This window comes from Marinobacter halodurans, assembly GCF_004327985.1.
GTDB classification, from domain to species: Bacteria; Pseudomonadota; Gammaproteobacteria; order Pseudomonadales; family Oleiphilaceae; genus Marinobacter_A; species Marinobacter_A halodurans.
Genome location: NZ_SJDL01000004.1, coordinates 142,695 through 165,319 on the forward strand (window position 1 = coordinate 142,695; position 22,625 = coordinate 165,319).

General features: G+C 65.9%; 28 protein-coding genes. 27 read left to right on the plus strand and 1 reads right to left on the minus strand.

Going from position 1 to position 22,625, the window contains the following annotated elements:
• Positions 1-194 precede the first annotated feature (194 nt).
• From EZI54_RS03965 to EZI54_RS04020, 12 genes are all read left to right on the plus strand, one after another.
• Positions 195-1,217 (plus strand): phage protease, encoded by a 1,023-nt coding sequence (locus tag EZI54_RS03965; RefSeq protein ID WP_131479271.1) that lies wholly within the window; start codon positions 195-197, stop codon positions 1,215-1,217.
• A complete protein-coding gene (locus EZI54_RS03970; protein WP_131479273.1) occupies positions 1,217-1,615 on the plus strand; it encodes a hypothetical protein in 399 nt (132 codons plus the stop codon). The genes EZI54_RS03965 and EZI54_RS03970 overlap by 1 nt, the downstream gene beginning before the upstream one ends.
• Positions 1,616-1,626: 11 nt before the next feature.
• Positions 1,627-2,547, plus strand: coding sequence for a Mu-like prophage major head subunit gpT family protein (locus tag EZI54_RS03975; RefSeq protein ID WP_131479275.1), 921 nt, complete (start codon positions 1,627-1,629; stop codon positions 2,545-2,547).
• A gap of 80 nt (positions 2,548-2,627) precedes the next feature.
• Entirely contained in the window at positions 2,628-2,924 is a 297-nt protein-coding gene (locus EZI54_RS03980; RefSeq protein WP_131479277.1) for an HI1506-related protein, read from the plus strand.
• Between the two features lies 1 nt (position 2,925).
• Positions 2,926-3,342 (plus strand): gp436 family protein, encoded by a 417-nt coding sequence (locus EZI54_RS03985; protein ID WP_131479279.1) that lies wholly within the window; start codon positions 2,926-2,928, stop codon positions 3,340-3,342.
• Positions 3,339-3,800 (plus strand): phage virion morphogenesis protein, encoded by a 462-nt coding sequence (locus tag EZI54_RS03990; RefSeq protein ID WP_131479281.1) that lies wholly within the window; start codon positions 3,339-3,341, stop codon positions 3,798-3,800. The genes EZI54_RS03985 and EZI54_RS03990 overlap by 4 nt, the downstream gene beginning before the upstream one ends.
• Positions 3,797-4,336 carry a phage protein Gp37 gene (locus tag EZI54_RS03995; protein ID WP_131479283.1) on the plus strand — a complete coding sequence of 180 codons (540 nt, stop codon included), beginning with the start codon at positions 3,797-3,799 and terminating at the stop codon, positions 4,334-4,336. Before EZI54_RS03990 ends, EZI54_RS03995 begins: the two co-directional genes overlap by 4 nt.
• A gap of 13 nt (positions 4,337-4,349) precedes the next feature.
• The gene (locus EZI54_RS04000) at positions 4,350-4,571 is read left to right on the plus strand and encodes a DUF2635 domain-containing protein (RefSeq protein WP_165495675.1); all 222 of its coding nucleotides are present in this window, start codon (positions 4,350-4,352) and stop codon (positions 4,569-4,571) included.
• Positions 4,571-6,058, plus strand: coding sequence for a phage tail sheath subtilisin-like domain-containing protein (locus EZI54_RS04005; protein ID WP_131479287.1), 1,488 nt, complete (start codon positions 4,571-4,573; stop codon positions 6,056-6,058). The genes EZI54_RS04000 and EZI54_RS04005 overlap by 1 nt, the downstream gene beginning before the upstream one ends.
• Positions 6,059-6,097: 39 nt before the next feature.
• A complete protein-coding gene (locus EZI54_RS04010; protein WP_048494271.1) occupies positions 6,098-6,454 on the plus strand; it encodes a phage tail tube protein in 357 nt (118 codons plus the stop codon).
• 3 nt (positions 6,455-6,457) lie between these two features.
• Positions 6,458-6,850, plus strand: a complete 393-nt coding sequence (locus tag EZI54_RS04015; RefSeq protein ID WP_131479289.1) for a hypothetical protein — start codon at positions 6,458-6,460, stop codon at positions 6,848-6,850.
• A gap of 120 nt (positions 6,851-6,970) precedes the next feature.
• A complete protein-coding gene (locus EZI54_RS04020; protein WP_131479291.1) occupies positions 6,971-8,728 on the plus strand; it encodes a phage tail tape measure protein in 1,758 nt (585 codons plus the stop codon).
• A 2-nt stretch (positions 8,729-8,730) separates the two neighbouring features.
• Here the strand turns inward: EZI54_RS04020 and EZI54_RS04025 are convergent, their stop codons facing one another.
• Positions 8,731-9,093, minus strand: coding sequence for a hypothetical protein (locus EZI54_RS04025; RefSeq protein WP_131479293.1), 363 nt, complete (start codon positions 9,091-9,093; stop codon positions 8,731-8,733).
• A gap of 43 nt (positions 9,094-9,136) precedes the next feature.
• Here EZI54_RS04025 and EZI54_RS04030 point away from each other — a divergent pair, with 43 nt between their 5' ends.
• From EZI54_RS04030 to EZI54_RS04100, 15 genes are all read left to right on the plus strand, one after another.
• The gene (locus EZI54_RS04030) at positions 9,137-10,387 is read left to right on the plus strand and encodes a DNA circularization protein (RefSeq protein WP_131479295.1); all 1,251 of its coding nucleotides are present in this window, start codon (positions 9,137-9,139) and stop codon (positions 10,385-10,387) included.
• Positions 10,380-11,456 carry a phage baseplate assembly protein gene (locus EZI54_RS04035; RefSeq protein ID WP_131479297.1) on the plus strand — a complete coding sequence of 359 codons (1,077 nt, stop codon included), beginning with the start codon at positions 10,380-10,382 and terminating at the stop codon, positions 11,454-11,456. The genes EZI54_RS04030 and EZI54_RS04035 overlap by 8 nt, the downstream gene beginning before the upstream one ends.
• Entirely contained in the window at positions 11,453-12,073 is a 621-nt protein-coding gene (locus EZI54_RS04040) for a phage baseplate assembly protein V (protein WP_131479299.1), read from the plus strand. The genes EZI54_RS04035 and EZI54_RS04040 overlap by 4 nt, the downstream gene beginning before the upstream one ends.
• Complete coding sequence (locus EZI54_RS04045) at positions 12,073-12,516, plus strand: phage GP46 family protein (protein WP_131479301.1); 444 nt, start codon at positions 12,073-12,075, stop codon at positions 12,514-12,516. The genes EZI54_RS04040 and EZI54_RS04045 overlap by 1 nt, the downstream gene beginning before the upstream one ends.
• Before the next feature lie 11 nt (positions 12,517-12,527).
• Positions 12,528-13,574, plus strand: a complete 1,047-nt coding sequence (locus tag EZI54_RS04050) for a baseplate J/gp47 family protein (protein ID WP_131479303.1) — start codon at positions 12,528-12,530, stop codon at positions 13,572-13,574.
• On the plus strand, positions 13,565-14,185 hold the full coding sequence (locus tag EZI54_RS04055; RefSeq protein ID WP_165495676.1) for a YmfQ family protein: 621 nt from the start codon (positions 13,565-13,567) through the stop codon (positions 14,183-14,185). Before EZI54_RS04050 ends, EZI54_RS04055 begins: the two co-directional genes overlap by 10 nt.
• Positions 14,186-14,285: 100 nt before the next feature.
• Positions 14,286-15,077 (plus strand): gp53-like domain-containing protein, encoded by a 792-nt coding sequence (locus EZI54_RS04060; protein ID WP_131479307.1) that lies wholly within the window; start codon positions 14,286-14,288, stop codon positions 15,075-15,077.
• Between the two features lie 12 nt (positions 15,078-15,089).
• Positions 15,090-15,662 carry a hypothetical protein gene (locus EZI54_RS04065; protein ID WP_131479309.1) on the plus strand — a complete coding sequence of 191 codons (573 nt, stop codon included), beginning with the start codon at positions 15,090-15,092 and terminating at the stop codon, positions 15,660-15,662.
• The gene (locus tag EZI54_RS04070) at positions 15,659-16,129 is read left to right on the plus strand and encodes a C40 family peptidase (RefSeq protein ID WP_131479311.1); all 471 of its coding nucleotides are present in this window, start codon (positions 15,659-15,661) and stop codon (positions 16,127-16,129) included. Before EZI54_RS04065 ends, EZI54_RS04070 begins: the two co-directional genes overlap by 4 nt.
• A gap of 189 nt (positions 16,130-16,318) precedes the next feature.
• On the plus strand, positions 16,319-17,398 hold the full coding sequence (locus EZI54_RS04075; protein WP_131479313.1) for a PA0069 family radical SAM protein: 1,080 nt from the start codon (positions 16,319-16,321) through the stop codon (positions 17,396-17,398).
• Between the two features lie 71 nt (positions 17,399-17,469).
• Positions 17,470-17,868 carry a GtrA family protein gene (locus EZI54_RS04080; RefSeq protein ID WP_131479315.1) on the plus strand — a complete coding sequence of 133 codons (399 nt, stop codon included), beginning with the start codon at positions 17,470-17,472 and terminating at the stop codon, positions 17,866-17,868.
• Complete coding sequence (locus tag EZI54_RS04085; RefSeq protein WP_131479317.1) at positions 17,861-18,883, plus strand: glycosyltransferase family 2 protein; 1,023 nt, start codon at positions 17,861-17,863, stop codon at positions 18,881-18,883. The genes EZI54_RS04080 and EZI54_RS04085 overlap by 8 nt, the downstream gene beginning before the upstream one ends.
• Positions 18,867-20,333 (plus strand): ArnT family glycosyltransferase, encoded by a 1,467-nt coding sequence (locus EZI54_RS04090; RefSeq protein WP_131479319.1) that lies wholly within the window; start codon positions 18,867-18,869, stop codon positions 20,331-20,333. The genes EZI54_RS04085 and EZI54_RS04090 overlap by 17 nt, the downstream gene beginning before the upstream one ends.
• A gap of 9 nt (positions 20,334-20,342) precedes the next feature.
• Entirely contained in the window at positions 20,343-21,074 is a 732-nt protein-coding gene (locus tag EZI54_RS04095; RefSeq protein WP_131479321.1) for a response regulator transcription factor, read from the plus strand.
• Positions 21,071-22,384 (plus strand): sensor histidine kinase, encoded by a 1,314-nt coding sequence (locus EZI54_RS04100; protein WP_131479323.1) that lies wholly within the window; start codon positions 21,071-21,073, stop codon positions 22,382-22,384. Before EZI54_RS04095 ends, EZI54_RS04100 begins: the two co-directional genes overlap by 4 nt.
• The last annotated feature ends 241 nt before the right edge of the window (positions 22,385-22,625 follow it).

Genomic DNA, 22,625 nt, shown 5'->3' on the forward strand with positions numbered 1-22,625 from the left:
CCCGAAAAACGTTTTTAAAGGGGTGTTAAATGCCTTTGCGGCGATTGCCAGGATAACGCCGGGTTCGATATCCTGATATCCGGTTGCGGTGCCGGCCAGCACCGTCTCGATTTACCCCCGCTGAAACCCTCCCCTAATTACCCCTGAACCCTCTCAGGATCATTCGAGCCTGTCGGCGCCGTTACTGTGGCGCCATGGACAACACAAACGCATTCCGTTTCGGCCTTGCCAAGGCCCTCAATACCGAACCGGCTCCTGGCGACCGCCTGGCGCTCAACGTCGAGCTGCCCTCTGGCGAAGTACCGGACTGGGTTGAGCTGTTGCCTGCCGGCGAGCTGCTGACCGGCCGCGATGGCCGTACCTGGCGTAACCGTGATCCGCAAGCCCTGGTGGACCAGTTCGATCTCCGAGGGCTGGACCTGGTCATCGACTGGGAGCACGCCAGCGAGCACCGGGCCCCCAAGGGCGAGGACGCTCCGGCGGCGGGCTGGGTCAAGCAGCTGGAGGTGCGCGACGGCGCCGTCTGGGGCCGCGTGGAGTGGACCGAAAAGGCGGCCGCCCAGCTCCAGCGCAAGGAATACCGCTATCTCTCCCCCGTTTTCCTGTTTACCCGCGATGAGCGCCAGATTGTCCGGCTCACCAGCGCGGGCCTTACCAACCAACCCAACCTGGCGCTCACAGCGCTTAACCAGCAAACCCACCAGGAGGATTTCCCCGTGTGGAAAGATCTGCTCAAAAAGCTGGGTCTGCCCGAGGACGCGACTGAGGCGCAGGCGATTGCTGCCCTCAATCAGGTCCAGGCGGATCTGGAGATCGCGAAGAATCGGGAGGCCACGCCCAGCCTTGACAAGTACGTCCCCCGGGCTGACTTCGACCAGGCACAGACTCGCGCCGCGAATGCGGAACAGAAGCTGGAGACCCTGAAGAAGGAGCGCGAGGACGAGGCCATTGAGTCCGCCATCAACCAGGCCCTGGAAGACGGCAAGATCGCGCCGGCGACGGTCGACTACCACAAGGCCCAGTGTCGGACCGAGGGTGGCCTGGAACGCTTCAAAGCGTTTGTGGACAGCGCGCCGGTTGTCACCGGTGACTCCGGTCTCGATAACCGCGACGTTCCTGGGGCGGCTGGCAAGGCCCTCAACACCGAGACCCTGAAGATTGCCCAGATGATGGGTAACTCCGAGCAGGATCTCAAAACCTACGGAGGGCTCAACTGATGCTGACCCAAGACCGCATGACCGCTCACCGCGACGCCGAGGTGATGCCCTACGCCGTGGCGGCGGGCGAAACCATTCACCTGGGCGCCCAGGTGGCGGTGAACGCTACCGGCTTCCTGGTCGCCGGCAAGACGGCTACTGGGCTGACCTACATCGGGCGCGCCGATGCCCATGTGGACAACAGCGCCGGCGCGGATGGCGACGAGATTGTCCTGGTGCGTCGCAAGAAAGCCTTCCTCTGGAAGAACGACACCACGGATCCGGTCGGCCAGAGCCTGGTCGGTAAACCCTGTTACATCCTGGACGACGAGACCGTCGCCGGCACGGATGGCACTGGCACTCGCTCTGAGTCCGGTGTCGTGCTGGCTGTCGAGTCTGCTGGCGTCTGGGTCGAGTAAGGAGAGCACCTGTGATCGTAAATAAATCAGCACTCGATGGCGTTTTCTTCAACCTGAAGACGACGTTCAACCGCGCCCTCCAGGCCGCTGAGCCGGAGTGGGACAAGATCGCCATGAAGGTGACCTCAACCTCCTCCGAGAACCGGTACAAGTGGATGGAGCGTTTCCCGGCCATGCGCAAGTGGGTCGGCGAGAAGGTGGTCAAGCAGCTCAAAGGCCAGGGCTACACCATCATCAACGATGACTTTGAGGCCACCATTGAGGTGGACCGCAACGACATCGAGGACGACACCCTGGGCATCTACGGACCGGAGGCCGAGATGGCCGGCTACAGCTCCGCCCACCTGCCGGATGAACTGGTGTTTGACCTGGTCAACGCCGGCTTCGTTGAGCTGGGCTACGACGGCCAGCCGTTCTTCGACACCGACCATCCGGTGGGTAAAAAGGATGGCAGCACCGTCAGCGTCTCCAACAAGGGCACGGCCAAGCTGAGCTTTGCCACCCTGGCCGCTGCGCAGGGCAGCTTCGGTGCCGCCCGCACCTCGCTGCGCAAGATGAAGGACGACGAGGAGCGCCCGCTCAACATCAAGCCCAACGTCCTGCTGGTGCCGCCGGCACTGGAAGACACTGCCCGGGCGCTGATGAGCGTGGAGCGCCTGGAGGACGGCAAACCCAACCCCTACCGCAATGCCGCGGAAGTGGTGGTCTCCTCCCGCCTGACCTCAGATACCGCGTGGTTCCTGCTGGACACCACCAAACCCGTGAAACCGTTCATCTTCCAGGAGCGCAAGGCGCCCGTGTTCGTCTCCCAGACCAACATGGACAGCGACAGCGTGTTCCTGCAGAAGAAGTACCGCTACGGCGCGGAAGCTCGCGGCGCGGCTGGCTACAGCTTCTGGCAGATGGCCTACGGCTCAGACGGTTCGGTGTAAACCGGGCCCGTTTATTGATCTGAAAATGGCCGGGCGTGCGCCTGGCCATTTTTGAACCGCACACGCACCAGGAGGGCACCATGGCTGCCACCAAAACCAGCAAGGCAAGCACCGACAAGGCTGCCGCCAATGCCGGCGCCACTGATCCGAAAGCGCAACCGCAAAACACGCCGCCTGCGGCCGACGCCAAGACCACCACCGCGCCGGAGACCAAGCGCATCGCGGTGAAGTCGATGACGCCCAGCTTCCGCCGGGCCGGCTTCGAGTTCAGCCGTACCGAACGGATCCTGGACGTTCGCAAGTTGACCGACGAGCAGCTCCAGGCCATCCAGGATGAGCCTCGCCTGGTGGTCCGCTCGGTAGGTCAGGACGACTGATATGGCTGTCTACGCCACGCTGCAGAACCTGCTGGACCGCTTCGGTACCGACGCCCTGCTGATCGCCGCCGACCGTGACGGCGACGGACAGGTGGACGCCGACGTGGTCGAGCAGGCTCTGGCCGACGCCGATGCCGAGATCGACACCTACGTTGGCCAGCAGTACCAGCTGCCCCTTCCGACCGTGCCGCGCATCCTGACCAAGCTGGCGGTAGACATCACCTTCGATACGTTGTCACCCGAAGCGGATACCGCGACTGAGCATCGTCAGACGCGCCGGGAAAAGGCGATCGAGCTGCTCAAAGCCATTGCCCGGGGTGAGGTCAGCCTGGGCATTCAGCAGGGGTCACCGGTGCGCATCAAGCCGGAGATCAGCTATCGCCCAAGGCGATGGGGCCGTGACCGGAGGCTGACATGAGCGTTTCCCTGCGCACGGACTTCTCTGACGTTGACCGCTTGCAGACCCGGATCGGCCGCCTGGCCAATCCGGACCGGCGTGCCCTGGGTGAGCAGTTGGGCAGTCTGGTGGAGAGCCAGACCCGCCGGCGCATCAGTGAAGACCAGGAATCCCCCGATGGCGTGCCCTGGGCACCCTGGACGGCCGCCTATGCAAAGCGCCGCCACGGCGGCCATTCGCTGCTGCAGGGCGAGGGCAACCTGATGGACAGCATCGGCTTCGACGTCCAGGACGACCACGTGGAAGTGGGCTCGAACCTGATCTACGCCCGAATCCACCAGGAAGGCGGCGAGCCCGACATGGCCCCGGGGCCTGCCGGCATTCCCGCCCGCCCTTACCTGGGTTTTTCCCAAGACAACCTGGCCGAGATCGAGGCCGTCGCTGACCGTTGGCTGGACCGGCACCTGGAGAAGTCATGACGAACGGAGACATCAACCTGGCGCGAGACGCGATCGTCGCCACGATCAAACAGGCACTGCCGGAGCTGCGTGATTGCCAGGCCCATGGGGGGCGGTTCGATCTCCCGGAATTGCAGCGTTGGAGCCGGCGAGCGCCGGCGGTCCTGGTCGCGGCCGTGCAGGTCCCCGTGGTTGCCGACAACCATACGCGCCAGGTGCAGGTGCGCTGGGTCGCCTATGTCGTCACTCGTGACACCCCGCAGGCCGCCCGCGACGTGGCCGCACTGGACTATGCCGAAGCGCTTCTGCGGTGCGTCAAAGGCAATCGCTGGGGGCTCGATAACACCCAGCGCCCGGAGAACCTGGCGGCCGAGAACCTCTACAGCGGTCAGGCCGACCGCCAGGGCATGGCCCTCTGGGCGGTGAGCTGGCAGCAGGGGCTTGCCCTGAGAGCCACGGACCTATCGAGCCTGGCCGACTTCCGGATTTACAGCGCCACGCACCAGGTGGGCGATGGCCCAGCCACCGAGAGCTACACCGACATACCTGTCGGGTAACGAGGAGAGACCCGTGAACGGAAAAACGACCAAGCGATACATCAAACCGGCCCGCGAGGGCCTGGTGGTGCGCCAGCCGCAAAACGGCCGCCCGCTGCCCGCCGAGGGTGCGCTGGTGGACTGGAGCGGCTACTGGGTGCGCCGTAAGGCGGAGGGCTCCATCGTGGAGACCAAGGCCCCGGCGAAAACCAAGGCCAAGCCCCAGGGCGACGCCAAGCAGAAGGAGGCTGAATAATGCCTATCAGCGCGACCGTATTTAACGACATCCCGTCCGCCCTGCGGGTACCGGGGTGGTACATCGAGTTCGATAACCGCCTGGCGGGTAATGCTGTGTTCATGGGCAAGCTGCTGGTGATCGGCCAGATGCTGGCCACGGGCAGCCAGGCCGCCGGCACCCTGGTGCGGGTGACCAGCAAGGAAGAAGCCGACGAGCTGTTCGGCCGTGGCTCCATGCTGGCCGAGCAGATGCGCGCCATCAAGGACGTGGACCTGTACACCGAGACCTGGGCCATCCCCCTGGACGATGCCGCCACCGCCGTGAAGGCCGAGGGCAGCATCACCGTGGACAACGGCCCGACCGACACCCGCCCCCTGGCGCTCTACATCGCCGGCCGGCGCGTGTGGGTCGAGATGGCCGGCGGTGATACGCCGGACGCGGTGGCCCAGGCGATCGTCGACGCGGTGAACGCCGACGACCGGGTGCCGGTGACGGCGGCCGTGGACGGCGTGACCTCCAGCAAGGTGAATCTGACCTGCCGCTGGGGCGGCGAGACCGGCAACGACATCGACCTGCGCGACAGCGTGAAGGGCGAGCAGCGCCCCGGTGGCCTGGGGCTGACCTACACCCAGCCGACCGGCGGCGCCGTCAACCCGGACCTGGACCCGGTGATCGCGGCCATGGGCAGCGAGTGGTGGAACTGGATCTGCCTGCCGTACACCGACACCACCAGCCTGGACGCCATGGACGCCGAGCTGGCCGACCGCTATGGCCCGATGCGCCAGATCGGTGGCCGCGCGTTCTGCGCCTTCCGGGGCACGCACAGCGAGACGGGCACCCTGGGCAGCGGCCGCAACTCGCCGCACGTGACCATCATGGGCACCAACCTGGCGCCGAGCCCCACCTGGCTGTGGGCGGCGACCAACGCCATCGTGGCGGCCAAATCCCTGGCCATCGACCCGGCCCGGCCGCTGCAGCGGCTGACCATGCCCGGACTGATCCCGCCGGCGGAGGACGTGCGCTGGAGCGACGCCGAACGCAACCTGCTGTTGTTCGACGGCATCGCCACCTACACCGTGGCGAGCGACGGCAGTGTGCAGATCGAGCGCCAGATTACGACCTACCAGGAAAACGCCAGCGGCGTGGCGGACGACAGCTATCTGGACATCAACACGCCGGAGACCCTGGAGCGCATCCGCTTCGAGCAGATCAGCCTGTTCGCGCAGAAGTACCCGCGCCACAAGCTGGCCGCCGACGAGGACCGCGAGTTCTACGACCCGAGCCAGCCGATCATGACACCCAAGGTGGCCCGCACCGAGCTGCTGAACCTCTACCGGCTGACGCTGATGGGGGCCTATGGCTGGGTGCGCGATTACGCCGGCTACTCCGAGAGCCTGCAGGCGAACATCGACCCGAGCGACCCCAGCCGGCTGAACGTGATCGACCAGCCCATGCTGATCGGCCAGTACCGCGTGCACGCGCAGCAGACCCAGTTCCGGCGCTAAGCGCCGGTTAACCACCCGTTAACAGGAGGGTAAACACCCATGAGCGGACGAATCACAGGGGTAGCCACCATTCGAGTGGATGGCCAGGAGTTCCCCACCGAGCGCGGCGCCACGCTGAACCCGGGTGGCGTAAACCGCGCCACCAAGATGGCCGGCCGGCGCGTGTACTACAGCGAGGAGCCAGTGGCCCCGACGCTGCAGGCCACCGTGCTGCACACCGAGGAGCTGGACATCATCGAGATCGGCAAGATCCGCGATGCCACCGTGCTGTTCGAGTGCGACAACGGCCAGGACTACATGCTGACCGGGGCTTTCGTGACCGAGACAGCGGAACTGAACAGCGGCGAGGGCCAGATCCGTCTGAACCTGGCCGCCCGCACCTGCGAGAGGGTTTAACCGATGACCGAGCACTACACCGATGACCTGGACAACCAGGATGTCATGGCCGCGCACGCCGAAGAGGCCGGCCTGACCGATGACGACCTTGCGCGCATCACCGATGACGAGACCACGGTGACCCTGCGCCTGGTGGAACCGATCACCTTCAAGGCCAGCAAGCTGGAGCCCGAGCGCACCATCGAGGAGCTGGTGATTCCAAAAGGCGTCAAGGGCAAGCACCTGGTGGCCATGGACAAAGCCGAAGGCGAAATGGGCAAGACCCTGGCGCTGATTGCCGCGCTGGCGCGCATTCCAGTGCACGCCGCCCGTGAGCTGGATGGGCGGGACGTGGATCTGGCGCTGTACGCCATCCTGCCTTTTTTGCCGAAGCTCCGCGGGACTGGCAAACGCTAGTACGCGGAGTGGCATTCGCCTTCAGCGGGTTCAACCCCGTGGACCTGCTGGAGATGGACATGAAGGACCTGGAGTGGTGGTACCACCAGGCGGAAGAACTGGCCGAGGAGATGAAACGCGATGGCTAACATGGTGACCAGCGTCGTCATGCAACTGGTGGACCGCGTAACCCGCCCGGTTCGGCGCATTCAGCAGTCGCTGTCGGGGCTGGCCAGTCGGGCCGGCCTGGACCGCCTGTCGGCGTCCGCCCATCGTGTGGGCCAGTCCCTGGGCACGGTGATGGAGCGCGCCAAGGGCCTGGGCGAACGCCTGTTATGGATGGGAGGGATCGCCGCCGGAGCAGTCTGGGGTACCGAGCGCCTGGTGTCCGGGGTAACGGACCTGGGCGCTGAGGTTCAGAACGCGGCTGGCCGGCTGAAAGTGGGCACCACCTGGCTGCAGGAATGGTTCTATGTGGGCAAGCAGTTCGGGGTGCAGAACGACGCCCTGGTGGACGGCATGAAGGAGCTGTCGCTGCGGGCCGATGAGTTCGTGGTGACCGCTGGTGGCCCGGCGGCCGAGGCGTTCGGGCGCCTGGGTATCAGCATCGACGACCTGCGCAAGACCGGCGGCGACACCGCCAAGATGTTCGACCTGGTGCGCGACAAACTGGGCGACGTTCAGAACGACGCCGCGCGCCAGCGGATCATGGACGAGATCTTCGGCGGCCAGGGCGCCGAGCAGATGGTGGAGATGCTGCAGGCCAGCCGCCAGGAGATCGAGCGGATGATGAAGGCGGCCCACGACAAGGGCGCCATCCTGACCCCGGAGGAGATCGAGAACAGCCGGCGCTATACCCGCCAGATGGGTGACCTGCGCACGGTGCTGTTCGGTATCCAGACCGCCGTGGTGGGCGACCTGCTGCCCGCCATCAACCAGTGGATCGACCGCATGGGCGCCCTGGGCCAGGCCAACCGGGAGGCGATCGCCAAGGACATCGTGGACGGCATCCGGGACGTGTGGCGGGGTCTGCGCATGGTGGGCGCTGCAGTGAGTTGGGCGGCCGATGCTGTCGGTGGCTATGGGAACCTGATCGCCATTCTTGCGGGGCTTCTGGCCGGTAGGTTTTTGGTGTCGCTAGTAACGGCAACGGTTCAGCTAGGGGTTTTTGGTTGGACAGCCGGAAAAACCGCTGCCAAAGGGCTGCTTTGGCTGGGCCGTGGTGTTGTCAGTGCTGGGGCTGGCCTCGCTGGATTAGCAGCGCGGGCGGTACCGGCTGCGATTGCCGGCATCCGTGCGCTGTCGCTGGCCCTGATCACTACCCCGATTGGCTGGATCATCACCGGCGTGGCCGCTGTGGCCGGCGCGGTGTACCTGATCTACCGAAACTGGGACGGCATCTCCGAGTGGTTCAGCAACCTGTGGAAAGGCATCAAGGCGTTTTTCAGCCAGGGCATCGGCGACATCGCCAAGCAGCTGCTGGCCTGGAGCCCGGCCGGCCTGCTGATGAAGGGCATCGACGCGGTGTTCGAGCTGTTCGGCGCGCGGCCGCTTAGCGAGATCGGCGGCGAGTGGATCGGCGGCCTTTGGGATGGCATCCAGCAGAAGTGGGCGGGCCTGACCAACTGGCTGTCCCAACGCATCACGGCCCTGGTGGACTGGATGCCGGATTGGGTCAAGGACCAGCTTGGTATTGGCGGCATGGCCGCGCCGGTGGCATCCGGTGCCCCGGTCACCCAGGGGCGGCCATCGGCCATGCCTGGGCCTGCCCGTGCGGAAGTGGGCGGCGAGCTGCGGATCGTGGTGGATTCTGAGGGGCGGCCCCGCGTCACGGAGGCGCGCCGCAACGGGGGCATGGACTTCGATGTGGAGTCTGGAGTACTGGGGGTGGCGCCGTGATGCTATTGCCGATCGCCGGCCTGTCGCTCCATGGCTCGCTGGCTTATGTCAGCTTGGACGACACCCACGCCAACGACTACGCCGACAATTACAGAGAGGCCCCAGTGCGCCCCCTGGATTCCGTAGAACGTTGCAACGCCAGCTGCGATCCCGACAAAAAGGCCGATGACCATTCCAACGTCCTTAGCTGCGATCTTCTCCCGCTTGGCCAGCTTTTCGCCCGTGCTGAACCCGGTCAAAAGAAACGCCAGGCCGATTGCCAAGTGAAAGCCCCAGTGAATTTCCGGGGTGAGGTAGTAGAACGCGATGCCTGTCAAAAGACCAATTACAGCCCCGATGCCTGGAGCTTTGTCGATGATATTCATGGTGCCCTCCGTTTTCATTCATGCGCAAACAGGAGCTTAGCACATGACCTGGCGTGACCGTATCGACCCAGAACTGGCGGGCTCCTATCGCGGTGTGCGCTTCCACGTGGAGCGCTCCGACACCACGGGCGGCCGCCGCTGGCTGATCCATGAGTACCCGCGCCGCGACCGGCCCTACGCCGAGGACATGGGCCGCAAGGCCAAAGAGTGGCGCCTGCAGCTGTTCGTGGCCGGCGACGACTACGACAAGCAGCGGGACGCCCTGATCGCCGCCCTGGATGCCCCGGGCGTGGCCACGCTGGTGCACCCGTACCTGGGCAGCGTCGCGGCCGTAGCCAGCGACGTGCGGTGGAGCGAGAGCACCCGGGACGGCGGCGTGTGCACCTTCCAGGTGACGTTTGCCGAGGCAGGCCAGGAAGCCTACCCCGCCACCACGGTGGACACCCAGCGGGAAGTGCGCCAGGCGGCGGACGCGTTCGAGGAGCAGCTGACCCAGGACTTTGCCGACCAGTGGAGCGTGGAGGGTCTGCTGGGCTGGTCCCTGGTCGCGGTGGAGCGTGACCTGGCGGCCGTGATGCAGGGCATCGAGGACGTGGTGGGCGGCATCGCCGACGAGGTAGCGGCGCAGATCCGCGCGCCGATCAACATGGTGGGCATCGTGCTGGGTGGCTTTAACCGGCTGCGCAACGCGGTGCTGCGGCCGATCAATGCCCTGGACCTTTACAGCGGCAACAGCGTCCTGGGCCGGAGCGATGACGAGGACAGCGGCCGGGTGCTGCTGACCCCGGGCACGCCGGTGCGCGCGGCCAGGCTGCTGCTGGAGACTGGGATCAGCAGCGACAGCGTGACCCCACCCACGGCGGACACGCCGGAGCGCATCCAGCGGGCGCAGAACACCATCGCGGCCCGGCGCCTGAACAGCCGCGCGGCCACCCTGGCCGCTGCGCGCCTGGTGGCGGATACCGACTGGATGAGCCGGCAGGATGCCGAGGCGGCTGGGGCCAGCACCATGGAGCTGATCGACCGGCAGATGACCACCGACGAGGCCATCACCGACGCCGTGTACGCGGCCCTGGTGGATCTGCGGGCCAAGGTCTCCGACGACCTGCGCACCCGGGCGGTGGCCTTGCCTGGCATGACCACCTACACCCCGCAGCGGACCCTGCCGGCGCTGGTGGTGGCGCACCGCTTGTACGGCGACGCCACCCGGGCGGACGAGATCGTGGCGCGCAACGACGTGCCGCACCCGGGCGCCCTGCGCGGTGGCATCGAGCTGGAGGTGCTGAGTGAGTAACCCCGAGCCGGTAGTGCTGCAGATCGGCAGCCAGCGCCACCAGGGCTGGCAGGAGGTCCGCATCCGCCTGTCCCTGGAGCAGATCGCCGACAGCTTCGACCTGACCCTGACCGAGCGCTGGGCCGACTCCGGCCTGGTGCGGCCGGTGACACCTGGCGAAGCCTGCACCGTGAAAGTGGGCGACGAGCTGGTAGTGACCGGCTACCTGGACGAGGTGCTGCCGGACTACGACGCCACCAGCCACACCATCTCAGCCAGCGGCCGCAGCAAGGCGGCGGACCTGATCGACTGCAGCGGCAAGGACCAGCGATTCGACGGCCAGACGCTGCTGCAGATCGCCACGGCCCTGGCCAAGCCCTACGGCATCGAGGTGATCGACATCGTGGGTGCGTCTAAGCCGTTCCAGTACTTCGCCCTGGAGGATGGCCAGCCGATCGCCGAGGCCATCGAGCGGGCCGCGCAGATCCGGGGCGCCCGGATCGTGAGCGATGCCCAGGGGCGCCTGGTGATCGTGCACGCGGTGCAGCGGGAGATCCGCACGCCGCTGGTGCTGGGCGGGAACATCCGCAAGGGCTCCGGGACCTTCAGCGATCGGGACCGCTTCAACGTCTACATCGTCGAGGGGCAGACGCCAGGCACGGACCAGTGGTTCGGCGCCAATGCGTCCGGCCCCACGGCCAAGGCCACCGACCCGCGCATCCGCACCCCGCGCACCACGCTGATCGTGTGCGACACGCCGGCCGACGCTGGCGACTGCAAGGCCCGCGCCGAGCTGGAGTCCCGCATGCGCTGGGCCAAGGGCCGGGGCGTGACCTACACCGTGGGCACCTGGCGCCATGAGCAAGGCGTCTGGCGTCCGGGCGACCTGGTACACGTGCGCGATGCCTACCTGGGCCTGGACGAGCAGCTGCTGATCAGCGACGTGCAGCTTATCGAGAACGAGCAAGGGCGCACCGCCGAGCTGCGGGTGGCCCCGCCGGCGGCCTTCGAGCCCGTGCCAATCGCGGAGCCCCAGGCCAACGGCAAGAGCGGTAACCAGACAACTGGATGGGTGAAGAAGCCGTTATGACGGACCAGAGAAGAACGTGGCAGCGCCTGATGGGGCCTGTCTGGCGGCGCATCCGCCTGCTGGTCTCCAGGGGCGTGGTGAAGCTGGTGGACGACAGCCTGAAGCTGCAGGGCGTGCAGGTGTCACTGCTGGGGGACGAGCCGGCGTGGGCGGAGCGCTTCCAGGACTATGGCCACACCAGCCACCCGCACCCAGGGGCCGAGGCCGTGGTGGCCGCCGTCGGTGGTGCCCGTGCCCACCTGGTGGCGCTGGCGATCGACGACCGGCGGTACCGGCTGAAGGACCTGGCCGAGGGCGAGGTGGCCATGTACGACGACCTGGGCAACGTGATCGTGTTCCGGCGGGACAAGATCCAGGTGCAGGCGGTGCAGCACCTGGAGGTGACCGCGCCGACCTGCCACATCACCGCAACGACGAACCACGACGGCAACGTGACGATCAACGGCAACCTGGTGGTGAACGGTTCCGGGGCGTTTACCCAGGCCCTGTCCTCCGCCACCTCCGTGGCCGATCCGAAGGGCACCATGCAGGCCATGCGGAACACCTACAACGGGCACAACCACGACGAGAACAACACAAGCGGGCCGACTGATCCGCCCAACCAGGAGATGACCTAATGGACATCGCGCTGAAATACGACGCCGGCGCCAAGCGCTTCGACCTGGCGATCGAGGGCGGCGACCTGGCAACCGACGAGAGCCTGCAGACGGCGGTGATCCTGTCCCTGTTCACCGATCGGCGCGCCCTGGAGGAGGACCGCCTGCCGGACGGCACCAACGACCGCCGGGGCTACTGGGCGGACGCCTACCGCGACCGGCCCCACGGCTCCCGCCTGTGGCTGCTGTACCGGGAAAAGGAGCAGGACGAGGTGCTGCGCCGGGCCAAGGAGTACGCCGAGGAGGCGCTGGCCTGGCTGGTGGAGGACGAGGTGGCCGAGGCCGTGGAGGTGGAGGCGTGGCACATGCGGCGCGACACCCTGGGCCTGCGGGTGGTGATCCGGCGCGGCGATCGCGCGGTGCTGGAACGTCAATACGACTACGTGTGGCGAAACGCCGCATAACGGAGGGTTAGATGGCGCGTAAACGGCCTTCATTACCGGAACTGATGGCCCGGGTCGATCAGGACCTGCTGTCCCGGCTGCCCGGTGCCCAGGCGGCCCTGGCCACCCGCCTGACCCAGGCGCTGGCCACCAGCCAGGCCGGGGTAACACATGGCCTTTATGGGTACCTGCAATGGCTGGAGCGGCAGCTGTTCCCGGAGACCTGCGACGACGACCTGCTGCACCTGCACAGCGCCGGGGTGCCCCGGCGCCAGGCGTCCGCATCCACTGGCAACGTGACCTTTACCGGCACAGACGGCGCGGTGATCATCGCCGGCACCCGCCTGCAGCTGGATGGCCAGGAGTACCAGACCACCGCCGAGGTGGCGATCGCTGCCGGCACGGCCCTGGCCACCGTTGAGGCTGTGGTGGCCGGCGCGGCCGGTGACCAGGCCGCCGGGGCAGAGCTTAGCCTGGTGTCGCCGGTGCCTGGTGTCGATACCACGGCGGTGGTGGGCGCTGACGGCCTGCAGGGTGGTGCGGATCTGGAGGCATACAGCAGCTGGCGCGATCGCATCCTGCGCCGCCGGGCGCGGGTGCCGCGCGGTGGTGCGTCCGGCGACTGGGAAGGCTGGGCGCTGGAGGTGCCGGGCGTGACCCGGGCCTGGGAGGACCCGCTGGGCATGGGCGCCGGTTCCGTGGTGCTGCGCATTATGGCGGACGATGCGGCCGACGGCCCGCTGCCGTCCCAGCAGCTGCTGGACGCGGTGTTCGACTACATCACCGACCGCAAGAACGTGACCGCCCACCTGTACGTGATCGCACCGACGCCCGTGGACTTCGCCCCCCAGCTGTCGGTGACACCGGACACGGCGGAGGTGCGCGCAGCGGCGGCGGCTGGCCTGCAGGACCTGGTGGAGCGTGAGGGCGAGCCCGGCGGCACCCTGCTGATCACCCGCGTGCGGCACGCGATCAGTTCAGCGGCCGGCATCGAGGACTACGACCTGCAGTGGCCCACGGCGAACATCAACTACGCCACGGGCGAGCTGCCGGTATGGGCAGGTGTGACATGGCTGTGAACCTGAGCGCCGAAGACTACCGAGGGCTGCTGTTCAGCCTGCTGCCGCCGGGCATGGTGTGGCCGGTGGAGCCGGACAGCAACGTGCAGCGCCTGCTGGACGGTTCGGCCCAGGAGTTCGCCCGGGTGGATGCCCGCGCCGGTGACCTGCTGGCCGAGGCGGACCCGCGCCGGGCGCTGTACCTGTTTGAGGAGTGGGAAGCCAGCTATGGGCTGCCGGGTGACTGTGCCCCCGCTGACCAGTCCATGGCTGACCGCCGCACCGCCTTGGTAGGGCGCGTGGTGGGCCAAGGCGGCATGCGCGCCGAGGACTACCGGGAGCTGGCCGCCGGCCTGGGGTACGACAATATCGAGATCATCGAGCTGCGCGAGGCCACGGTGGAGGTGAACACCCCCACCGGCTACACCGGCTCCGTGATCGGTGACGACATCAACGGCAGCGACTGGGACTCCACCTGGCGCGTGCTCCTGCCCAACGGGGTGGTGCGCGAGTCGGTGATCGACGAGGCGCAGATCGGCGACCCCCTGCGGAGCTGGGGCGACGAGCTGATCGAGTGCGCCCTGCGCGAGGCATCGCCCAGATGGCTGATTTTGCAAGTGGGTTACCAATAGGAGGTAGACCGTGGAGAAGGTAGGAGCATATACCCAGCGGGCAACCGCTGAGGGCGAGTGGCGCGCCGGAGATCCGGCAACGGGACAGCAGGCCACGCCGATGCTGGCCCAGTATTTCAACATGCTGCAGCGGGAGCTGCTGGCGATCCTGACAGCCGGCGGGGTAGTGCCGGACATCAACACCGAGGACCAGGTGCTGGCCGCGATTCAGCGCCTGGCCGGGCGTGGGGTAACGACCGTTACGAACGCGGACTCACCGAAGGCCCTGACCGTGGCCGAGGCCGGCCTGGTTCTGGTGGACGCGAGCGCCGGGGATGTCACCCTGCAACTCCCGGCCGCCGACAGCGACGCCGGCCTGGGCTACACGATCGCCCGCACCGACAGCAGCGCCAATGTGGTGACGGTGACCCCGGACGGCACGAACCCGGACACGATCGAGGGCGCGGCAAGCCTGTCCCTGACCGTTTCCCGGCGCGTGGTGCTGTCTGCGGACGGTGGCACCGACTGGAAGTCGCCCATGCTGGTGGCGACGGATGCCGAGGCCCAGGCGTTTGCACCGGGGCGGTTGATTGACGGGGCGGCGCTGGCGGCTGCGTTTGGTGGTGGTAATCAGGGCCTGTCGGTAAATGGTTATCAGGTTCTGCCGGGTGGCTTGATATTGCAATGGGGATCGGCCCAGCTCACGGGTGGCTCCCCCTATACAGCAACTTTGCCTGTGGTTTATCCGGTTAAAGGTTTATTTGCCGGTGGGAACTGGAACAGCTCAGCAATCACTGGCGGATCGACGGCGAAAGGTACCTTTGCTTTCAAGTTGAACGTCGACTCCGTCGTCATCAGTCCTTTGGATGCTAGCGGCAATTTTAGTGTGTTCTGGTTTAGCCTTGGACATTAAGGGGGTCTGGCGATGAAGTTTTACAGTGCAGAAAAAGATGCGTTTTTTGCTGGAGAACTCCGGGCGCGATATGAATCTGCCGGGTCTTGGCCCGCAGACGCACAGGAGGTAAGCGAAGCTGTTTTTGAGGAGTATTCGGGGCGGCCTCCTTTGGGAAAAGCCCGCGCAGTCGGCCCGGATGGTTTACCAATGTGGGTTGAAGTCCCTGCCCGAGGAGTGGGTGACTTACTGAGTGATATTGATCAAGCTGCTGGCAACGCACGCGAGCGCTTCGTCTCTCCCGGCTACCTGGTGGACCAGGAGTACAAGCGCGCCGAGGAGGCCGCCCGCTCGTTTGCCGACGCAGGGTACCCTGCCTCCGATGTCCCCAGTGCCGTGAGCAGCTGGGCGTCGGCCAAATCGTGGACAGCTCAGCAGGCTGCGGACGACATCATCGCCACCGCCGACTACTGGTATGGAGCGATCGACCAGATCCGGGAGATCCGCCTGGCCGGTAAAGCAGCGGTCCAGGCAGCAACGGCGGATCAGCGGGAGGCGGTCGCTCAGCAGTATATCGACCAACTGAACACGCTGGCCGTGTCATGATTACGCTGCAGTTCTCCACGACCCCGGGTATCGGTAGCCGCGTGATCCGCTTTGCCACTTGGTCCCCGTACAGCCACGTGGATCTGGTCCTGGACGATGGCCAGCTTCTTGGCGCCACGGCCCGCTTTGGCGTCTCTGTGCGAGACCCTGAGCCGACCATGGCGGCCGCGCGGTTTCAGGTGGCTGCCCCGGCCGAGGTGGTCGAGGCGGCCCGCAGCCAGATCGGGCGGCCGTATGACTGGCCCGGCATCTTTGGATGGGGCTTTCGGCGTAACTGGCAGGAGCAGGACTCCTGGTTTTGCAGCGAGCTGATCGCCTGGGCCTTCCAGGAGGCTGGCCACCCCTTGCTGAGGGCCGACAAAGCGTGGCGAGTAACACCCCGGGACCTGCTGTTATCTCCGCTGCTTTTGGGTGTCCAGTTGGGTGCTGGTGATGGGGTGTTTAACGGGGCTGGAAACGGCGGTTAAACACCGCCTATTCCCTTGTCACAAACCTAGTGGCACGATGTCTCAAACTTTTTGGCGCGCTACATCGACAGGATGGCCCCGGCCGCTTGCGTCGCGTCATCGGCTTGGTTATGCTTTGACCAGATACTGTTTATACATACAGTATCATGCCATCAACCAACGGCGACACCAGCAGGGCAGGCGATCATCATGCGCACACGCGGCACCGGCCAGAACCCCCACAACCGATACCAGCCCCTGACGTCGGACCGGGCCATCGACGACGGCTGGTACCGGGACCCGGACGACATGCTGTGCCCGGATTCCCTGGCCACCCGTGTGGTCGACGAGCAGGTCAAGTCGATCATCAGTCACAACCAGTCGCCGGATGTGCCTTTCGACCAGTCCATCAACCCCTATCGCGGCTGCGAACACGGCTGCGTCTATTGCTTCGCCCGCCCCACCCACGCCTACTGGGACCTGTCGCCGGGCCTCGACTTCGAGACCCAGCTGATCGCCAAACCCAATGGCGCCCAGCGTTTGCGGGAAGCCCTCGACAAGCCGGGCTACGTGTGCAAACCCATTGCCCTGGGGGTGAATACCGATGCCTACCAGCCGCTGGAAAAGCGCCGCCGCCTGACCCGGGAACTGCTGGAGGTGATGCGCGAGTACAACCACCCGATCTCCATCATCACCAAAGGCGCGCTGATCCTGCGGGACCTGGACCTGCTCGCCAGCCTGGCCGCGGACGGGCTGTGCTCGGTGCGGGTCAGTCTCACCACGTTGGACAACGACCTCAAGCGGCGCATGGAGCCTCGCACCGCCTCGCCCGGCACCCGCCTGCGCATGATCCGCGAGCTCTCCGGTGCGGGCATCCCGACCGGCATCATTCTGGGTCCGGTGATTCCCTTCATCAACGACGCGGAAATCGAGGCCATCCTCGAAGCCGCGGCTGACAACGGGGCCACCCGCGCCAGTTGGATCATGCTGCGCCTGCCGCTGGAGATTCATGAGCTGTTCGAGGACTGGCTGCTGCGCCACTTCCCCGACCGGGCCCGCCACGTGATGAACCGCATCCGCGATATGCGCGGCGGCCAGGTCTACGACAACCGCTTCGGCCACCGCATGCGCGGCCAGGGCATCTATGCCGACCTGATCCGCCAGCGGTTCAACCGCAAGGCCCGCAAAGTCGGCCTCAACCGGCACGAGTCGGAACCCCTGCGGACCGACCTGTTCCGCCGGCCCGGCGGTGAACAGCTGGACCTGATCCCCCTGCAGACCGTCGGCTGAGTGCCACTTTGATACTTTCCTGACATTTCCTGAACGCCTGCCTGACGGGCCGCCTATTAAGGTGTCGGCCCATGAAAGCATTCGTCAGCATCATTGTCGCCGGTCGTCGGCCCTACCTCGGCTTCCTGGTTTCGGGCGGCACGGCCACGCTGGTTCACTGGTCGATCATGGCACTGCTGATCAGCGGCGGCCTCTCCGCGGCTGTGGCGACGGCCATCGGCAGCCTGACGGGTGCGGCAGCGAACTATGGATTGCAACGGCGGCTGGCGTTCCGCAACGCCGGTCCCCATACACGGACCCTGCCTCGCTATGTGCTTTCCTGTGCGACGGGCTGGCTTGCCAACCTCGTCATTTTCCGTGTGCTGTTTGAGATAGCCGGCCTGTCGGCGGCACCCGCCCAGGTGCTGACCACCGGACTCGTCACGGGCCTCAACTATCTCATGTACGAGAGGCTCGTCTTCCATGACTGATCCGCATCCCCACATGCCTGCCACGCCCCCGCTGCTGTCGATCATCGTGCCGGTCTATAACGAACGGGCGGTGCTGCCGCTGTTCCTGGAGCGGATCCGCGAGGTGCTCGCCGGCCTGCCCCACACCGCCGAGCTGGTCTTCGTCGACGACGGCAGCGATGACGGCAGCGACGCCTTCGTGATCCAGGCGCTGCGCTGCCAGGCCAACATCCGGCTGGTCCGGCTCAGCCGCAACTTCGGCAAGGAAGCGGCACTGACCGCCGGCATCGAACACGCCCGTGGTGACGCCGTCATCATCCTGGATGCTGACCTGCAGGATCCGCCGGAACTGATCCCCGACATGGTCCAGCGCTGGGAAGCCGGGGCCGATGTGGTGCTGATGCAGCGTCGCTCCCGGGCGGGTGAAAGCTGGTTCAAGCGCGCCAGCGCCTACGCGTTCTATCGTTTGCTGAACCGCACCTGCCGCACCACCATCCCGGTGGACACCGGCGACTTCCGGCTGATGAGCCGCAGGGCCGTGGACGCCCTGCTCCGCCTGGGCGAGCGCAACCGTTACATGAAAGGCCTGTTCGCCTGGATCGGCATGCCCACCGTGGTGCTGACCTACGACCGCGATGCTCGGCCAGCGGGGCAGACCAAGTGGGATGTCCTGGGTCTGGTCGGCCTGGCGCTGGAGGGGCTGACGTCGTTTTCGGTGGCGCCGTTGCGCTGGGCGACGGTGATCGGTCTGCTCGCCGCCTCAGTCGGGGCCATTTTCGGTCTGTGGATCGTGATCAAGGCCACCATCCTGGGCGACGCCACCGCGGGTTACCCCTCGCTGGTGGCCATCATCACCTTCCTCGGCGGTATCCAGCTGATGGGTCTGGGCATCCTCGGGGAGTACGTCGGCAAGACCTACATCGAAACCAAACAGCGGCCGGTCTACCTGACCCGCGACGTCATCGAACAGCATCGCGCCGACGCCGGTCGAGCGCCCATCCAGACCGAGGACTCTTCCTATGTTGAAGCGGGTTGAACCCTGGCTGTGGGCCCTGCTGGCCATCCTCGCCACCCGGCTGATCGGGATGGCCCTGTTTCCCCTGGTGGACACCACCGAGCCGCGCTATGCCGAAATTGCCCGGGTGATGGCCGAAACCGGTGACTGGATCACGCCCTGGTTCTCGCCCGGCGTTCCCTTCTGGGGTAAACCGCCCCTGTCGTTCTGGCTCCAGGCCCTGTCGATCCTGACCTTCGGCTTGAGCGAATTTTCCCTGCGCCTGCCCGCCTGGCTGGCCAATCTCGGCCTGGTCTACCTGACCTGGCGCTTTGCCCGGGAACTGTATGGCGAACAGGTGGCGCGCTGGACGGCGATCATCTTCGCCAGCATGTCGCTCACCTTCATCAGCGCCGGCACCGTGATGACCGATCCCTTCCTGACCCTGGGCACCACCCTGAGCCTGGTCAGCTTCGGCATGGTCGCCAGCGGCCGGGAACGGGGCTGGCGCTGGCTGTTCTTCCTGGGGCTGGTGATCGGGCTGCTGGCCAAGGGACCGCTAACGCTGGTGTTGACCGGATTGCCCATCGGCCTGTGGCTGGTGATCGCCCGGGACCGCTTCCGGCTGCTGCGCGCGTTCCCCTGGGTGCGGGGCACGCTGCTGACGCTGACCCTGGCGCTGCCCTGGTACATCGCGGCGGAGCTGAAGACACCGGGCTTTATCGATTACTTCATCGTTGGCGAGCACTTCAAACGCTTCCTGGATCCGGGCTGGGCGGGTGACCTCTATGGCTCCGCGCACCTGCAACCCAAGGGCATGATCTGGATGTTCTGGATCTGGGCGTCCTTCCCCTGGGGGATCATCGGACTGATCGTGGCAACCTGGCTGGTATTTCGCAGGGATAGACGGGCGCGCCTGGCCACCGGGATCACCGGCGCCAATGCCCAGTTTGTGCTGCTGGCCGCCCTGGCCCCCATGCTGTTCTTCACAATGGCCAGCAACACGCTGTGGACTTACGTGCTGCCCGCGCTGCCGTTCTCGGCCCTGGTGCTGGCCCGGCTGCTGTTGTCGCTCGACCTGTCCTGGCAGGGGTTCCGGCGGATGGCGGTGTCGGCGGCTGTGTGTGTCCCGGCACTGACCACCGGTTTCGTCTTCTACTCGATGCACGATACCCGCCAGTTGAAGACGGAACAGGCCATCGTTCACGACTACGTCAGCCAGCGCCAACCCGGCGACAGTCATCTGCTCTACCTGGATGACCTGCCATTCTCCGCCCAGTATTACAGTCACGGCCAGGCCAGGCAGATCACCATGGAACAGTTGGGCGTTATGCGCCAGAATCACCGCTACCAGCGGTATTTCCTGGCGGTTCCCAACAGGAAAGCGGATCGTCTGCTGAGCCGGCTGCCGCCGTCCACGGAAGTCCATGACAGCAGTCGGCGTTACTCGCTGCTGTCATTCACCGATCCGGCCATCACCAACAGAGGTTGAACACACACGATGTCTGCACCCGCTCCTGCCAACCGGCAGGTCCTGAGACTGCTGATTGTCGAAGACCAGATCGATCTGGCGGAAAACCTGTTCGAATTCCTGGGCGAGAGCCGCTACGCGCTGGACTTTGCCGCCGATGGCCTGACGGCCCTGCACCTGCTGGCCACCAACCCGTACGACGTCATCGTACTGGACCTCATGCTGCCCGGCGTGTCCGGCTTCGACCTGTGCCAGCGTATTCGCCGCGACCTGCAGTGCGATACGCCGATCATCCTGATGACCGCCCGCGGCGCCCTGGCGGACAAGGAGCGGGGCTTCGAATGCGGTGCCGACGACTACCTGGTCAAGCCCTTCGAGTTGCGCGAACTGCAACTGCGCATCGATGCCCTGTACCGGCGTTACACGCCCCGCAAGGCCGGGCTGGAGGCAGGTCCCATCCGGTTCGACCCGGGCACCCTACGGGTCACCATGAATGACAGGGAGGCCGAGCTGACCGGCATCCCGGCTCGCCTGTTCGAACTGCTTATCCGGGCCTATCCCAACTTCCTCAGCCACGAGGCCCTGAGCGAGGCCATCTGGGGCGACAGTTCCGGAGACGCCGACGGACACTCGCTGCGCACCCACATCTACACCCTTCGCCAGACCCTGCAGCGGGCCCTGGGCCACTCGCTGATCCGCACCGTCTATGGCCGCGGTTACCGCATTGAGCCACCGGCCGGCGACCAGGAGCCGCAAGCTTGAGGTATTCCCTCCGCATCAGGCTGTTCCGTACCGTCTTTGCGGTGAGCCTGGTCACGGCCCTGCTGTCGATTGCGGCAATCGAAGTGTTCTATGAGGACATGGAAGATTCCATCCTCGACCTGGAACTGACCAAGGAGCAGGGCTATTTCCGCCAGCACATCAGCCGGGACGATTTCCAGGAATGGCAGACGGCTCGCCTGCATGCCATCTTCCTCGGCCAGGGCCAGCCCGAGGAGCGCCTGCCCGCCTACCTGCGCAACCTGCCGACGCCCTATTCGGCCGAGATAGAAGGCGACAACGCCACCTACCTGGTGCGCACCGAATCCATGGACGGTCCGGCCGGTCGCCTGTACCTGTCCCAGGACATTTCCATCATGGAGAGCCAGGAGCTGCTGTCCCAGCTCACGGTGCTCTCGGTCCTGGCCGGCATGGCGTTGATCGGCTTTATCATGTCGCGTCTGCTGGCCAGGCGGCTGACCCGGCCGTTGCAACAGCTGACCAACCAGATCCAGGCTACCGCGCCGGCGTCGTCCATGCGGCGCCTGTCCACCGACTACCGAGAGACCGAGTTCGTCGACATCGCGGCGGCGTTCAACCGCTTTCTGGATGCGCTGGAGACGTTCGTGGAACGGGAGAAATCCTTCGTCAAACTGGCCAGCCACGAGCTGCGAACCCCTCTGGCGGTGATCACCGGTGCGCTGGACATCATCGAGAAGCGGGACACGCTGTCCGAGGCCGATGCGCGCACGATCAAACGCATCCGGCGGGCCGCCATGGACATGCAGGCGGACGTCAACGTGCTGCTGCGGCTGGCCCGCGGCAACATGGACGAGGAGCAGCGTGCCCGGCTCGGCCTGCGCCAGGCCGTCGAGGACACCATCACCGATCTGGAAAGCACGCCCGGCAGCACCCCCGGCCGTCTGCGCCTGCAACCCGGCGAGGTGGACCTGACCCTGCTGGCGGATCCGGCCCTGCTGCGGATGCTGATCCGCAACCTGCTGCAGAATGCGCTCAAGCATACCCGCGGTTCCGTCGACATCGACGTCACCAGTGACGGTATGCAAATTGTCGATTATGGCGCCGGTCTGCCGGACCGGATCCTTGAACGCCTGTCGCGGTCCGTGCAGGGCCAGGCCGGGATGCAGGAAAGCAGCTTCGGCCTGTTGATCGTCCAGCTGATCTGCGAACGGCTGGGCTGGACGCTGGACGTGGCCGAATCCGGGGCCGACGGCACGGCCATGTTCGTGTCGTTCGGCACGTCCCTGTTGGGCCGCGTTCCCGCCGCTTCGCGACGGAGCGGGCGCTCCTGATACCGGGCAGGCCCCGGATACGAGCATTTCCCATCAAAATGAGTCGATCCGGCTCCAAAATCTCACGAAAACATTACAAATGTCATTGAGCCGATCTGGTGCACCCGTGCTTCACCCGGGCCCCCCGGACCGTTCCGATATCGCCCGGAACACGGCTAAAACACTGTTTTAAATTGCTTTCCAAAATCCTGTCGGACAACGCCTTTACTGACTCCAATCGGTTCATTCATCCCACGAATAG